This is a genomic window from Pseudofulvibacter geojedonensis (assembly GCF_042675745.1).
GTDB classification, from domain to species: Bacteria; Bacteroidota; Bacteroidia; order Flavobacteriales; family Flavobacteriaceae; genus Pseudofulvibacter; species Pseudofulvibacter geojedonensis.
This window is the reverse complement of the sequence record NZ_JBHTJM010000010.1, coordinates 141,513-157,083: the sequence shown is the minus strand read 5'-3', so window position 1 is coordinate 157,083 and position 15,571 is coordinate 141,513. Positions and strand designations below refer to the sequence as shown.

Sequence of the window (15,571 nt, the reverse complement as noted above, 5' to 3'; positions counted from 1 at the left end):
TATATTATGTTACAAATCAATTACAACCAAGGTATATATGAAGTAAATGGAAAATTAGTTAATGAAAATTCTAATAATTTAAAAAATTATTTCAAAGCTTTACTTTCAACAAAAAATGATATAATTATTAACTTAGATAAACTTTCTAGTATTGACTATTCAGGTATTAAAGCAATACACGACATCTATAAAAATGCAATTAGAAATAATAAAATATTGTATGTAGTTGGCAAAACAAACGCTAAAATTAATGACAAAATTGCAAAAAGCAGCTTGAAGTATATCATTAAAAGTGATTTTATATAATTATGCAAACACTTATTAAAATAGCTAGAAAACAGCTGAGTAGCTCTCATGTTTTTTTCCTCAGTGTCCTATTGGTAAATATTGGCAATTATGCTTTTAATTTACTAATGGGACGACTTATGGGGCCTGTTGTTTTCTCAGAAATAGCTTTTTTAGTAACATTATTATTAGCTTTATCTTTCTTGGCAATGACCATACAATTAGTTGCAACTAAATATGTTATTGAGTTAAATACAAAAAACAAAATAGCCTTTACAAGTTATCTCTACAAATGGGCTATTGGATTAGGGTTTATATTTGCTGCTCTTTTTATTCTTTTTGCAACTCCACTAGCCAATACTTTTAAAATACAATCTCCTACCGTATTTTATTTCTTTGGTATGGGTATACCAGTATATTTTGTAATGAGTGTTACTCGTGGTTTAAATCAGGGGCAACAAGATTTCATTAAACTATCTATATCATATATTTCTGAAATGGTGTTTAGGTTTGTAATATCATTTTTATTAATTTTCACAACTTCTTTATCTCCAATTGTAGCGGTTAGCATCGGTATATTAGTCTCTTTTATCGCAGGCTTATGGCCAAATAGTTTTAAATGGTCTTTACTTATCAACTCATTTAAACTATCAAGTTCAATTACTAAACCCATTATTACATTTTTAAGTTTTACAGGTATTTATGAGTGCACACAAATTATAATTAACAATTCTGATATATTATTAGTTAAACACTACTTTGATGCCCATCAAGCTGGTTTATATGCATCTTTAGCCTTAATAGGGCGTGTAGTATATTTTATGATATGGATGCTTATTATGGTTTTTATACCCAAAGTTATTGAGGCAAAACACAGTGGTAAAAACCCCAAAATAATATTATTACCATACTTTAAAGGCATCTTATGTATTACAACTGCTTTAGTTGTTGGCTGTGCTATTTGTCCAGAATTAATTATCTCTATATTTTTTGGTGAAGCTTATATAGAAATGGCTCCGTTACTTTACCAATATGCATTAGCCACTTCTTTGTTTGCTCTAGCAAATTTATTTTGCTATTACTATTTATCATTGTCTATATACAAACCAGTTATTCTTGCCTTTGGTTTTGCTAGTCTTCAGTTAGTTTCAATAGCATTATTTCATAACTCTTTAACTCAAGTTGTTCAAGTTCAAATTGCCATAATGAGTGTGTTACTAATTATATTATTAGCATATTTTTTTAGCAGGAAGTAACTAATATACAGGAGAACTTTTACTAGTGTAACTGTTATATCATTAAAAATTTTGATCGTATATTAAGTTTCTTTTTTTTAAGAGTACTTACGCTAATCAAGAAAAGGCAAAATACTTATTCTTAACAAAATTTCTACTCATACAGTTTATTTAAAATAAACGAGGTTTTTACCTAAACACGGTATGTATTATCAGTTAAAACAAGACTTATACTAAACCTATTTCATTACAAAAAAAGTAGTTTAATATTTCTAACTATTTCCTAAGAATAGAATCAAAAAAACACTTAGCATATAGATTATAATAGGTATTACAAACCAAATATCTCTAATAGAAAATTCATCTATACATTTTTAATAAGAAAGAAGATTGATCGAAATAAAAATTATAAATATTGTTTTACTACAAAAAACTCTTATTTATAATAAATAAGGAAGCCAGCTTTAAATTAATTTAAAGCTGGCTTGTGAGTATACATTACGCATTAAATACTATCAATAAAAACATTTAAAGTGTTGCAACCTCTGCTATTAAATTGTCATTATTAAATACTTCTATATACTTATCACAAATTTTTGACATTGGATAAGCTGTAGCTGCGCGATAATTTTGTTTACCTATTTGAATTCTTTTAACATCATTTAGTACTAAAACCTGTATAGCATTAGCTAGGCTTTCTACATTTAAAGGGTTAAAAAACTCTCCTGTATATCCCTCGTCTGTTATGAGTTCTTTTAGATCTCCTATATTGGGTAGTATTGTTGCTTTACCATAACTTCCTGCCTGGTGTAAAACACCAGAACTCCCTGTGGTAGATGTATATGGAAAGGCTACAATTGCCGCTTCATTAAAAATGGTTTGTACATCTTCTTCTTCTACATAACCAGTGAAACGTATAAAATCTAAATGCTTATACTGCTCTTGTACATTTTTCAAATAATTTGGTGTGTTAGGATTACTAGTACCTGCAATTACTACTTCTATATCTTCTCTTATACGCTGCCTAACACGTTTTACAGCTTCTATTAGAGTTTCAACTTTTTTGTATGTACCAAACTTTCCAAAAGCCATTACTTGTTTTGTTCCTTTCTTAACTTTATAATTTGGTAGTTCTGGTATTTCAAATGTACCATGAGGTATATGTACCACATTACCAGCTTTATATTTCGACTCTAAAATTCGTTTGTACTTAGGTATTGTAACAGCAACCTGATTTGCACACAAAATTAGTTTAGTTAGAACATAACCAATTGTATTATATACCCCTTTTAAAATTGGATTATTAGTAAAGCCCGCACTAGATAAATCTACTGTTTCTAATATATTATGTATTAAAACTGTGTTCTTTACCCCTAACAACCTTGTTAACATAGGAGCCAATAATCCTAATGCTGCTACCACTTTTTTATCGCCAAACTTCATAAACTGAAGATTGAACAACACATGGCTTGGGCCTTGTGATTTAATAGATTTTAAAATTCTAAATAACGATGTATACGAATTAAACTTCCAACACTCTACAATAGTTACTTTTTCTGAGTATGGAAAATCTAAAACCTTCTTTTCTTTTGTTTTGTCACAGAACAATACAACTTCCTCTATCTCTTCTTTTTCTACAAAATTTTTAACTAAATGATAAGCATATTCATTTAATGTAACCTTACTAGGCGGAAAAGATGTCACTATACCAATTTTCATATTACACTCTTTAAAGGGTTTCTACAGATTAAAAGTACAAGCAGTTGCTAAAAAAAACAGTTTAATTTCGTTAGATGCATTATTAGTGTAGATGAATGGTAGTAGCATCGTATGTTATATGATAAAATTATATTACTAGCTTACAGCTTTTTCTTAAGAACCCAAACAATAGTAATACTAATGAGTACAATCACAATAAAACAATAAAACCAATTAAGTCGTTTAAATAGTGGGACATCTATTTCTGATTCTGAATTAGTTAAATAATGGCTCGACAATTTTAATTTACCATTTACATCAATACAACCATAATTCTTTTGAGGATTGCTTTTATGTGGAAGCCGCCCAAATACTTGAGTATCTATTTCAGGAAAATCATACAAAGTCCAACTTAAATAATTAGTTATATTTAAATTTTTAAATTGTTGTTGCATACTTTTATAATATTTAGCCTGGCTGTACTCTGATTGACTAAATGGAAACCAAAAAGAGTTATAACTATGTTTACCAAATTCTTGAATAATTATTGGCTTATTAGTTTCTTTTTGTAAAGTTTCATACTGATCTTTAAGTGCCTCGGGGTCATCGTAATAATGAAATGAAACACAATCTACCTTATTTTTAAGATTATGAGCACTTTTTATATTACTCCAACCTATAGTTATTGGTGTAGACATGTCTAATTGTTTAATTTGGTAGGACATGAAATTTAACCAATTTAAAACACGCATATTACCCCTTGCTTTGAAGTCTAAATCAGGTTCATTTTTTATATCATACTGAATAACAGCAGGGTGGTTCTTTATTTCTTTTATTATTTGCTCAACATGAGATAAACAAGTAGCATATTGGCTTACTTCATAATTGGAATAAAAATCAAAAAAAGTAACAATTACTTGAAGCTTTTTGGCATGTGCTATATCGAGTAATAATTTTAATTTTTCAAGCTTATCAATATGCACTTTACCTTTACCAAACTGTTCATATGGAATAAACACTCTAATTGTATTCAGTCCTAAAGAATTAATTTTCTCAAAATCCTTGCTAACTACATTAACATTAAAGTTTTCCCAAAATTTAAACCAAGGTGTTTTTTGTGAATAATAATTAATTCCTTTTATGGGTTTAATATTTATTTTTTTAGCATGTACTTCATTATTCTGAGTAAGTTCAGAATTACTTTTTTGAATGTGACGAACCCTCCAAAAACCATCTTCTAAGAGCAGTATTACTTTATATGAATCTACAGACTGAGTCTGAACAACAAATGTATCTCGCTTATAAATTGAATTATACTGTGGAACAGCATTATCTTCTAAATATATAAATTGTCCGTCTGCAGAAAAAAGTTTAAAATTTAAATTATGTGATAATGTACCAAACTCATTACTAATACCCTTTTTCTCATTATTTACTAACTGATCTTTTAATTTTACTTGTAATGAATCTGTATAATAATCACTCAACAACTCATGGTCATACGTTTTAAAAGCCAATTGTTTTACTTGCCATGACCTTACATAATCTCGAATTATATTTTTAATTAATATTGGTGTTAAACGACGCCCTTTTAAATCGGAAGTATCTATTTTAATTTTAGGATTGTAATCAGATACCTCAGTAATATTTAATGATATGGGTTTTCTATCTGCTCCAGAATTAAACTCGTAATATACTTTTCCTAACAATCCAAAAAGTAATAAGCTAACTAGTACAAATGCAATTATGGCTAATAACCGTTTTGTGTATTTAGTGTTAAAAAACATGGGCTACGTAATTTAATTCTATATAATTGCTTTTAGCAAATCCTTCAATAAAAGCTTGGATAGAAATTGATTTTGGCTTTTTAGGATGAACCATTTTATAAACAGCTACTCCGTTTATAGTTTTAGCATACCCAAAATATGATGTATTTGCGTCTTGAATTCTAAACCTAACCAAACTTCCGTTTGCTATAACATTTCCGTATACATCTTTTATTTGACTTGTTGTTACACTTGTAAGTTCTTTTCCATCTGCTATATTATTATTTTGCCTGTACTCAATCATAAAATTTTGAGCAAAAGATGGTCTTATTGCAAGTTCTAATCTCTTAGATGAAATATCTTCATTTTTAACCTTTATAAATAATTTACCCGATTTTTTCTTGCTGGGAATAATATCATAATTCACAATATCTACTGCTATAGGATCTTGTTCTTTTAAGATGGTATTGTTTAAAGTTTGAACTTGTAGAGGCTTCATATTTGGATTGTCATACTTATCAAACGGAATAGATACCAACATTGCATAATCATTAGGTAAGGTAGAAATATAAGAAGGCCCCAAGTAAGTTTCTAAGTTGATTGTTTTTTTTTGGGGTAAAATTGTTATTTGCTTAGTGTCCAAAATCTGTCCTTTATGCACCAAATTGCAACTCAAAACACCAGCTTTTTGCGTGTACATTTCATCAATAAAGTATTCTAATATACCTGCTTTGTTCTTCTTTGGTAGTACTAATGTACTAGACAAACTATTTGATACCTCTAAGGTAATGCCTTCTATCTTATTATTAATTGTATATTTAATAACAACCGGAGATGAAGCTAAAACAGTATCTATAGGTTCTCCTATATATTTTACAACTGGAAGAGAACTTATTTTTATTGAATCAGCTTTTTGAACCTTATTGCAAGATACTAAGGTTACTATTAAAAAAAAGAAGAGTATAAATAGTCTAATCATTCCCTATAAAATTATTAACCTTTAGCTGAATATTGTTATTCTGTATAACATTTTTATCTAAAGTACTTTCTAACCTGTTAACTGACAAATCTTTAATATATTCTATTTCGTTATTGGGCATACCATTTATAAAGCAATCTTTTGTTGTTGATTTTAATACCTTAATATCTGTAACTAATTTTGGTTTAATTAAAAAATCTACTTTTCTATGAGGTCTAATACTTGTTTTTACAAAAGCATGATCTACCCACCTAAGCCTAGACGCCTCTTTATAACTAATTAATATTTGAGGTATTGTAACCTCTTTGTTGCCAGAATTATACAACTCACCAATGATATTTTGATTATCAGATTGTTGAACAGCACTTATCTGAACCGCATTATATAGATTCTTAGTAGATACGGTAGACGATACATGTATTACGAAATGATTTGGGATCGTTTTAAATTCTTTAGGATGAAACTCTTGAGGGTTAAAACTTTCTGAACTTTTATTGGTTGTTAACCAAGCAATTTCTTCAAAATCTATTTTAAACGGCACTACCTCATAAGGGCTTAAATTATATTTTGATTGAAATTTGGGTGAAAAAGAGGCTAGCAGATTATTTGAACCATCGTATAACTCTGCTTTAACCTGAATAGATGCAGGAAAATAATCTAAATTCTGAATCTCTCCTATTACATGATAGGCACTATCTTTTTGTATTAATGAAGCATTTAAAACATATACCACTGGCTGGGGTAATATATCCTCATGGTGTGTTTGTTGAGTGGTTATTTTCCTCCTTCCTTGGTTGTAATATTCTACCTTAGGCGTATCAAAAAATTGATTAGATGGAATATACTTTGAAGGCTCTTTGGGAATAATATACCATTTGTCTTTCCTTTTTATTGTTTTAAACTCTTCTGTTTTATCTATACTTTCTAGAGGAGTTATCCATTTAGTTTGTGCTTTAACTATACAAGTATCTCCTTTTCTATTTAATTCTTTAACAACAATACTATCTAATTTAGCATAGGAACTGAGTACCCCATCAGAAACTGCTATTTCTAGCATAAACTGATCTAATGTTTTATGAGATTGCATATCTAAATAACTATGGGCTTTTTCAAAAAAATTAAAATCTAAAGCATCGTAATAATGCTTAACAACATGTTCTGGTGTATTTTGTATACCATAAGTTTTAAACGATGATTGCATAAACCATATAACAGTTAGAAAAACAATTAAATTCCATATTCGCATAGGCTTTACAAAACTTAAACTTGTTGGCTTAACATTAGGTAAAGTATCCGTTAATTTAGGAAAAAACATATATCGCAATAAGGTCCACAACAACAACATTATAAGCATTGAAATTGGAATGAAAGACCATATTATTTTTTGAAAATCAGCTACATCTATTCTTGGCAAAAGTGTTGGCAACGGATCTATATTTTGTTTCTCCCAAACTACTATGTTATTTTCTAATACTACTAGTTTTTCCCAACCTGTAAAAAACAAAATAGGATCGTAAAATTTATCATTAGAAAAAACATACTTTAAATGAAACTTATTAGAATTCGATAAAAACTGTTGTAATGATCCTATTCCTTCTATTCCTCTAAATTTAGAGTTTTCTAATCTTTCAACCGCTTTTGTTGTTAACTCTGGTAATCGTCTAGCTGAATGATAATTTCCATCTACAGTTAAAGCATTTGTTTGCGATGACAACCAAGCCATTTGATCTCCAAATCCCAAGGTTAAATATCGCCATTTGTAATGCATATCCTGATTTAAGAAATTTACTATAGGTAGCATTTTTATAGCTTGAGGCTGAGATGGTCTAAACTTTCCTATGTTTGTGGTAAATACTGCAAAAAAAGCAATAATAGCTCCTATAGAAACAACCATTCCGAAATAATAAATTTTTCCTATTTGTTTTCTTAAATACGATTTATAATCCGATTTAAACAACCTGTAAAACAACTCTCCTACTAAAGGAAAGCTCATTATAGATGCCCAAAAAGTAAATCTATCTAATGTTAATATAGAAAATGCGTTTTCGCCTAACAGCAATTTAGGCAATGGTGTTGTTCCGCCAGTACCTAATAGGAATAACATAGAAAATGACAAACCAAAACATATTAATCTCTTACTAAAGAGTCTATACAGAATATAAGGCAATAGGCATATCACTATACCGTATGGAATAATAAAAAAAACCAACCCAGAGGACAATACTTCTAAAAAATTATCTCGAGATCCATGAGGTATTGGCACCTGAGTAATAGGGTTATTTTTTGTATTAATCCAATAGGGAAGTATACAACCAATTAATAAAATTAAAGAGCCTAAACCAAAACCTATAATTTGTTTAATCGACCCCCATAATGTTTTAATAAAGTGCATTAGTTTCACCTCTTTATAAGACCCTGTATTAGATTTTGCTTTGTCTAAAATAGCTAAACCCAATGTTGGAAATATAAAAAACACCATTCCGAAAATAGGAGTCACATGATGGGAACATACCATTACTGCCATTAGTAGTAATGAGCTAATTAAATAACGTTTCTTATGAGTTATTACCCAATTATACACTTCTGGAATAACGTGCAAGAGTAATGAAACTCCCATAAGTGTTGGCAATTGCCCAAATACATGTAATGTTTCTATATATACAGATGAGAATACACAAAAAACTGCAGCAAAACCTGCATATTTAGTATTTTTAGTAAGTACTAAGCTAAATCGGTACACTCCTGTAATAAATAGTATTATTAGCAGTAATGTAAAAGTAAACAATGCAAATTTAAGTCCTGCTATAAATGACAGTAGAGCTAATAATTGATGTACTAATGGGGGGTACCCCATAACTGTAAAACCCGTATACCATTTATACGACCAAGGTTCACTCCAGTTACTTGCATAATGCTCTGCAAAAAACAAGTGTATAAGTGCATCATAGGTTTCTTCTAATGTAAAAAACATAGCAGTACCATGAAATAATATTCCTAGGCCCAATGCTATTATTAAATATTTACTTGTTAAACTTTTCACTATAATACTTTCGTTAAATCGATGATATAAAGGTACGAATGGTTTTTAAAATACTAACCTATTTAGCCCTACCGTTCATCGACAGATTGTACATCACTCACCGATTTTAACCATTTCAAGGCGTTTATCTCTTCTACTTTTGAATTGTAATCAAAAATCAACAGTTATGAAAGTAGGTATCATAATCCCTTGTTACAACGAAGAAAAAAGATTAAACTTAAGAGCATTTAGACTTTGTCTTGAACGTTTTAAAAGTTTTAATTTATGTTTTGTAAACGATGGCAGTTCAGATAACACTGTAGAAGTTCTTCAGTCGCTAAAAGAAGATTACAAGTCTAGAGTTAGCATTATAGATAAATCTTTAAACGAAGGTAAAGCAGCAGCAATTAGAGATGGTGCTAATTATTTACATCAAAATACTAATATAGGATATATAGGCTACCTAGATGCTGATCTTTCTACTGATTTTGAAGATTTTAATGAATTATTAGAAAGCTTAAAGTCTGACAGAAAATTAATAATGGTTTTTGGATCTAGAAACTGTGGAACAAATAACATTGAACGAAATCCGTTAAGAAAATTATTTTCTACCATTATAATGAAGTTTATTCAATTAATCCTTCAATTACCTATTAAAGATACACAATGTGGTGCTAAAGTATTTAGATCACAATACGTTCCTGTAATGTATAATTCTACTTTTAAAACTAGATGGTTATTTGATGTAGAACAATTTTACAGATTAAAATATCATTTTTCTGACAAGAATTTAATGGATCATATTAAAGAGCAACCTCTAAACAAATGGAATCATGTAGACGATTCGAAATTAACAATAAAAGATAGTGTTCAAATTCCGTTTAAAATTATTCAAGTATGGTATACCTATAGCTTTTAAATCATATTACTTAACCTAATGTCGATTTCTCTTACCTCATAAAGAAATCAAAAAGGTCTTTATTATTACTTGGTATGCAATCCTGAGTTTAGTAGAGGCCTTTTTATTTAGGAAATTTTACATAGAAAGTAGTACCTAAACCTAACTCACTTTCTAACCACAATTTTCCGTGATACATATTTACTATTTTATGCACTATAGATAAACCTATTCCTGTAGAATCTTCAGAAGTATTGTCAAGAGTTTCAAAAACTTCAAATATTTTTGTGTGGTATTTTTTATCAATCCCAATACCATTGTCTGAAACCGAAAAAGTATAAGAGTCTTCCCCTTCTTCAACACCAATCTCAACAATACCGATTTCTTTATCGTTGTATTTAATTGCGTTTACAATTAAGTTTTGAAACAGTTGTTGCAGTTTAAACTTTTCAATATATAATACTGGTAAGTTATTTTTAATACGAACGGTAATGTGATTAGGTATGTGAATTACATCTATAATATCTTCAATTAACTCGTGGGTATTTACATCTTGAAATTCATTGGTAGTTTTACCTATGCTTGCATATTTTAAGATCCCATTTATTAAATGGTCCATCTTATCTATTTTCTTTAGCAGCATGCTAAAGTTATTTCTTGTATTTAAATCGAACCCTAAGCCATTATCATTGTCTTCAAGTATCCAATTAATTAAAGCATTCATACTTCGCAAAGGCGACTTTAAATCATGAGAAACCACATGGGCAAAATTTTTCAACTCTTCGTTTCTATGCTCTAGATTTTCTAGTAAAACTAATCGCTCTTTATCTAAACTTCTCTCTTTATTTAAAGAAATTACACTATTAAATTGAGCTGCTGCTAAATTTGCAACATTTGTAAATACATCTAAATGTTCCTTGTTAAAATAATTTTTCCTAGAGTGTTCTGAGTCTATTACCCCAATCACTTTATTGTTGGCTAAAATTGGAACTGCTAACTCTGAATATCTTTTGATATCATCTTCTATATACCTAGAATCTTTTGATGTATCGTTAATTAACTCAGGTTTACCCTTAAGAGCAACTGTCCCTACTATTCCTTCGCCAAAATCGATTACAATCGGATTGATGATTTGGTTTTCATTATCTAACTTATTGTCATAAGTAGCTACCTGGTATAGTTTTTTATCAATTTCATTAACAGCGTAAATTACGCAGTCTTCTAGTTTTAAAAACCCTGACACTTTTTTGGCTATTTCCCAAGATATTTCTTCTAAACTAGTTTTTCCTAATATTGAAACAGATAGCTCGTTTAGAAGTTTTAACATTCTAGCCTGCCTACTTTTTAATGTTACATCTTCTAATAATGCAACTAAGTACTTAACTTCTCCGTTTGGTTTTCTTATTGAATTTAAATTGACATTACAAATTATTGTATCTCCATTTTTTTTCTTAAAACGCTTTTTACCCGAAAATTTATTTATTTCTCCTTTTTCTAAATAATCTAAAACTTTATAAGTTTCTTCTAAATCTTCTTTAAAAGAAACATCGTTTATAGTTAACTGAGAGAACTCTGCTTTAGAATATCCTAATAGATCGCTCAATGCTTGGTTGGTTTTTACTAATGTCTTTTTACTCGACAAAAAGATACCCAAAGAAGAATTCTCAAAAATGATATTCATTTGAGATGAGCTATCATCTAACAAGGCCTCCATCATTTTATTAGCTGATTCTAACTTTTGATTAGTTTCATACAACTCTAATGATTTCTGCTCTAATATTTGTTCAGCTTGTTTACGGGCTTTTTTAGCTCGATCTAGAGCTCGTTCTAATATTTTTACTTGGTTTTCGCTCATGTAAGTACCCAAATATAAAAAAAAGAACTGTAAGTTATTTCGTTATTGTAAACATGACGTTTGTGCCTGTAGCATCTAGCAATTTATAGTTAATTGAAGCAACTTCTTGATAATGCTCTAAAGTCCTTTCCATTAACCCTAAAGCAAAACCATACATGGCTCTATCTGACTGATATTCTAGTACTAATTTATTTTGCATCTCTTCATGAACAATAAAATAAGGCAATTCTGCATCTGGATATATTTTTCTTACTTGAACATGAATATGTTTTTCTATACCAGCTAAAAGATCAAAAGCAGTTGTATAGTAATCAAATATGTTAGGGTAACTCTTTACTAATACATCAAAAAAATAAACTCCATAAGCATGTATTAAAGTTGGTACTTCAATATTAGTTTGTTTACTTAAACTAGTAATTAAAGCTACCATTTCTTTAAAATCATATGTACCTACTGCAGTATATATTCCGTTAGACTTTAAATCTGATGTTTCTAAAATAGAGTCTAAAACATCTAGGCCAAACTTTTGTTCTACCATCTCTAAAAATTCCGTAAATACAATTCCTTTCATTTCGTTTACAACTTATTTAATTACAAGTTCATTTATGGTCCAATAATCTATTATTCGTTTTATTTGCTCTACATAATCTTTGTAGTCTAGTGGTTTTACTATATATCCTGCAACACCTATTTTATAGGCTTGCAACATATCTACCTGATTATTGGATGTAGAAAAAATAATTATTGGAATGAACTTATGGTTGTCATCAGATTTTAAAATTGATAAAAACTCTAAACCATTCATTTTTGGCATATTTAAATCTAGAAGAATTAGGTTCGGTTTTTTATCCTTAGCTAAATTAAGGGCTTCTTCGCCATTTTTAGCTCTAGTTATAGTATGAGAAAAACCGAGTTTATTCAACGCTCGGTTAAACTTCATAGCTTCTAACTCATCGTCTTCAACAAGTAATATATTTAACTTCATAAAATTGGGAATTTTAATTAAAAGCAACTTATAATATCTAAATTAAAAGCTAAATCAACCGTCTACTTCGGTGAGTAACGTAAAAGTGTAGACGAATAGCTATTATCTATAGATAAATGGCTTTTTATTGTGTTGTTATTTTTATTATATCATATTCTAACGAATTTGTACTAACTTTAACTAAATACAAGCCTGTAGGTAAACTGATTTTATCTAGTCTATAAACATTGTTTCCTGGTTGTAAAGTAAACGAGTCATTCATTACAATTTTTCCAGTAATATCTACAATGGCTATCCTTGCAGATTCTTTAGTTTTAGATGATAAATGCAATGCATTGTTATAATACAATACACTACTTTGTAATTGATTCGAATCAGCCACTCCAAGAGAGCCAAATACAGTTTTCAGTTTTATATTCTCTATGTTTAGTTGTTTTTCCTGTAAATTACCATTTGCCTCCATTGTAAACACTAGAGTTACCACATCATCAAAAGTTGGTGTACCTCCTATTTGAGATGCAAATTCATCAAAATTAATGGTATGTTCTGTTAAGGTATTATTTAACGCAATACTATATTTATATTGATCATTCCAATCTACAATTCCTTTTTTTACAAATCTAACATCTAAAATACCAGTTCCTTTTGCCATAAAAGACAAACTGTTAAAATCTGTAATGTCAACTGCTTTAAATCTAGGTGTAAATGCCTTATATAATGAAACATATTCAGATGTTTCGGCAGATAACATAACATTTCGTTCTATACGCTTTTCACCAGCAGAAACTAACGATGTGTTTTGTGATACTGAATAAGAATTAACCGAAGTAGAGTTAGCAAAATCGTCTACCCCCCAAGGTCCGTCTGACATAAATACATCATCTGGAGTTTGAATACCATCTCCAATTCTAAATCCTATATCAAAAACCTGACCTGTTTCGATATTAATTGTTGATAAGAAGTTTTGATTTAAATCTAAAACAGTAGACATTGTATCTAATCCGCTCGTTTCTGAGGTCTTATATCCTGCATCAAACCAAATTTGTTCTGTTTGATTAACATTAGCTACATCTAAATGTAATTGTCCATTTTCGTATCTACCCTTCTTAATATATACTGGAGGTGGTGTTGATAAATTATACGATTCAATTGGTTTATAAACCTCTAATAAATTAACTACCTCATTCCCTAACGCTAATAATTTATCTACAGAATTTGCCCAAATTTGAAAATTATAATACTCCCCAGCCGATTCATATCTATCTAAATTCCAATGACATTCTAACTTAAAAGCATCTGATGTATCAACATATGCAGAAAAACTCAACGTAAACTCCATTTGCCCTTCTGTATTTTTTATAATAGACTTGATAAAGTTATGCTCTCTTATTTGAATTGTAGATACCGATAACAATTCAGCTCCTAATAACCTATCACAAATAGTTTTAGTGTGTTCGTAAACTCCGTTTTCTGATTTTATAGCCATAATTGTAGCTATAGTTTCGTTGTTATATTCATAATCTACAGATAAAATATCTGTTGCGTTTGTTATAGCTACTAAATCTGTTGGTGTTGACTCTATAGCTTCTTCTTCTCCTATAATCTCTAACGGAATTAAATCTTCTAGAGCAAAACTGTTATTAGACGAGCTCATTGCGTAATTGTTAGCTCTTTGTAACCTTCTTGCCGAGGTTTTATCAAATTGATATCCTGTTCTTATTCGATCGTAGTTACGTTTATTTATTTTTTCTGCCAAACGATTATTACTTTCTAATCCACCATTATCACCTCCAGAAGTAGGCTCTATTACCGGACAAGCTTCTACCCCAGAACATGAAGGATCATCACAATCAACTAACCCATCACCATCATCATCTGTACCATTTGTACAATCTTCTACTGGCACCGGAGCCGTAGGACATCTTGCCCCATCATTACTTGAACTAGAAGGTCCAAAAGCAAACAAGTTTGAACTAATTGGTCCTCCTGCGCTAATATTAGCTACGTCATTAACAATATAAATAGTACCTGTTTGATTAGATGAAACATAAAAATTACCCGCCAAATCAAAATAAACTGCACCATAAGTGTAATTATTGCCAGACATTATTGGCACTTCGCCTAAGTCTTCAACTGCATTAGTAGAAATATCTATTCTATAAAGTTTATTTGAAGCCTTTTCTACTGTATATAATTTTCCATCTACTGCATTAAATGCCCAATCATGTATTGTTAAACTTTGTGGCAATGTTCCATTTCCTAGATGTGTTAAGTAAGTTGGTGACGCTGGATTTAAATCTATCATTGCATAGGTTGTTCCTCCATTTTTAAGATAATAAATACCATCTGGTGCAATATCTCCTATATAGGCATTATTAAATGGTAAAGTTGGAAGCTCATATGTACTTACTTCAAAATCCTTTCCAATTTTAACAATTGTATGTGTAGGTGTTTTTAGTGATCCCCATATATACCCATCTGCTGCATTATAACCTGCTCCATTAATATTACCCGGAGTTACATCTGCAGCTACTAAAAAAGAATTTCCCGAAGCTAAATCTATCGAATAAACATCATTAAACTGAAATAAATAAGCATAATAATCACAATTAAACGGAGTTGATTGTGCATGATTATCTGTTGTAAAAAACAACGCAAATAAACTAATAAGTAGAGTAAATTTAATTTTCATAACAAATCTTTTTTAGTTTGTATGCTTCAAAGATATTTTTTGTTATGGCTACTATTCTTTTTTTTAGTTTAATCCTAAACTGCTATCGACGAATGACATAAAAAATGTCGACGAATAATTTTAGAACTAATTGCTTTTGTAACTATCATACTTTTAATT

General features: G+C 29.6%; 11 protein-coding genes. 3 read left to right on the top strand and 8 right to left on the bottom strand.

Annotated features, from left to right (window positions below):
• The first annotated feature begins 6 nt into the window (after positions 1–6).
• Together ACFQ1O_RS12615 and ACFQ1O_RS12610 are read left to right on the top strand one after the other, a co-directional pair.
• On the top strand, positions 7–306 hold the full coding sequence (locus tag ACFQ1O_RS12615; RefSeq protein WP_377716392.1) for an STAS domain-containing protein: 300 nt from the start codon (positions 7–9) through the stop codon (positions 304–306).
• Between the two features lie 2 nt (positions 307–308).
• Complete coding sequence (locus ACFQ1O_RS12610; protein ID WP_377716391.1) at positions 309–1,541, top strand: oligosaccharide flippase family protein; 1,233 nt, start codon at positions 309–311, stop codon at positions 1,539–1,541.
• Positions 1,542–2,048: 507 nt separating this feature from the next.
• Here ACFQ1O_RS12610 and ACFQ1O_RS12605 read toward each other — a convergent pair.
• The 4 genes from ACFQ1O_RS12605 to ACFQ1O_RS12590 all read right to left on the bottom strand — a co-directional run bounded on the left by ACFQ1O_RS12605 (position 2,049) and on the right by ACFQ1O_RS12590 (position 9,003).
• On the bottom strand, positions 2,049–3,239 hold the full coding sequence (locus ACFQ1O_RS12605) for a glycosyltransferase (RefSeq protein ID WP_377716390.1): 1,191 nt from the start codon (positions 3,237–3,239) through the stop codon (positions 2,049–2,051).
• A 140-nt stretch (positions 3,240–3,379) separates the two neighbouring features.
• Positions 3,380–5,005, bottom strand: a complete 1,626-nt coding sequence (locus ACFQ1O_RS12600; protein WP_377716389.1) for a glycoside hydrolase family 2 TIM barrel-domain containing protein — start codon at positions 5,003–5,005, stop codon at positions 3,380–3,382.
• Positions 4,995–5,963, bottom strand: a complete 969-nt coding sequence (locus tag ACFQ1O_RS12595; RefSeq protein WP_377716388.1) for a hypothetical protein — start codon at positions 5,961–5,963, stop codon at positions 4,995–4,997. The genes ACFQ1O_RS12600 and ACFQ1O_RS12595 overlap by 11 nt, the downstream gene beginning before the upstream one ends.
• On the bottom strand, positions 5,956–9,003 hold the full coding sequence (locus ACFQ1O_RS12590) for a 6-pyruvoyl-tetrahydropterin synthase-related protein (protein ID WP_377716387.1): 3,048 nt from the start codon (positions 9,001–9,003) through the stop codon (positions 5,956–5,958). The genes ACFQ1O_RS12595 and ACFQ1O_RS12590 overlap by 8 nt, the downstream gene beginning before the upstream one ends.
• A 166-nt stretch (positions 9,004–9,169) precedes the next feature.
• Here ACFQ1O_RS12590 and ACFQ1O_RS12585 point away from each other — a divergent pair, with 166 nt between their 5' ends.
• Complete coding sequence (locus tag ACFQ1O_RS12585; RefSeq protein WP_377716386.1) at positions 9,170–9,901, top strand: glycosyltransferase; 732 nt, start codon at positions 9,170–9,172, stop codon at positions 9,899–9,901.
• Positions 9,902–10,004: 103 nt separating this feature from the next.
• Here ACFQ1O_RS12585 and ACFQ1O_RS12580 read toward each other — a convergent pair whose 3' ends face one another.
• From ACFQ1O_RS12580 to ACFQ1O_RS12565, 4 genes are all read right to left on the bottom strand, one after another.
• Positions 10,005–11,735 (bottom strand): sensor histidine kinase, encoded by a 1,731-nt coding sequence (locus ACFQ1O_RS12580; protein WP_377716385.1) that lies wholly within the window; start codon positions 11,733–11,735, stop codon positions 10,005–10,007.
• A gap of 34 nt (positions 11,736–11,769) precedes the next feature.
• Positions 11,770–12,306, bottom strand: coding sequence for a heme NO-binding domain-containing protein (locus tag ACFQ1O_RS12575; protein ID WP_377716384.1), 537 nt, complete (start codon positions 12,304–12,306; stop codon positions 11,770–11,772).
• A 12-nt stretch (positions 12,307–12,318) separates the two neighbouring features.
• Positions 12,319–12,720, bottom strand: coding sequence for a response regulator (locus ACFQ1O_RS12570; protein ID WP_377716383.1), 402 nt, complete (start codon positions 12,718–12,720; stop codon positions 12,319–12,321).
• 124 nt (positions 12,721–12,844) lie between these two features.
• Complete coding sequence (locus ACFQ1O_RS12565; protein ID WP_377716382.1) at positions 12,845–15,412, bottom strand: DUF6923 family protein; 2,568 nt, start codon at positions 15,410–15,412, stop codon at positions 12,845–12,847.
• Positions 15,413–15,571 lie beyond the last annotated feature (159 nt).

Excerpts from the sequence above, each read along its gene's own strand:
- ACFQ1O_RS12615 (WP_377716392.1), top strand. The coding sequence starts at position 7 with ATGTTACAAATCAATTACAACCAAGGTATATATGAAGTAAATGGAAAA.
- ACFQ1O_RS12610 (WP_377716391.1), top strand. The coding sequence starts at position 309 with ATGCAAACACTTATTAAAATAGCTAGAAAACAGCTGAGTAGCTCTCAT.
- ACFQ1O_RS12605 (WP_377716390.1), bottom strand. The coding sequence starts at position 3,239 with ATGAAAATTGGTATAGTGACATCTTTTCCGCCTAGTAAGGTTACATTA.
- ACFQ1O_RS12600 (WP_377716389.1), bottom strand. The coding sequence starts at position 5,005 with ATGTTTTTTAACACTAAATACACAAAACGGTTATTAGCCATAATTGCA.
- ACFQ1O_RS12595 (WP_377716388.1), bottom strand. The coding sequence starts at position 5,963 with ATGATTAGACTATTTATACTCTTCTTTTTTTTAATAGTAACCTTAGTA.
- ACFQ1O_RS12585 (WP_377716386.1), top strand. The coding sequence starts at position 9,170 with ATGAAAGTAGGTATCATAATCCCTTGTTACAACGAAGAAAAAAGATTA.
- ACFQ1O_RS12580 (WP_377716385.1), bottom strand. The coding sequence starts at position 11,735 with ATGAGCGAAAACCAAGTAAAAATATTAGAACGAGCTCTAGATCGAGCT.
- ACFQ1O_RS12575 (WP_377716384.1), bottom strand. The coding sequence starts at position 12,306 with ATGAAAGGAATTGTATTTACGGAATTTTTAGAGATGGTAGAACAAAAG.
- ACFQ1O_RS12570 (WP_377716383.1), bottom strand. The coding sequence starts at position 12,720 with ATGAAGTTAAATATATTACTTGTTGAAGACGATGAGTTAGAAGCTATG.
- ACFQ1O_RS12565 (WP_377716382.1), bottom strand. The coding sequence starts at position 15,412 with ATGAAAATTAAATTTACTCTACTTATTAGTTTATTTGCGTTGTTTTTT.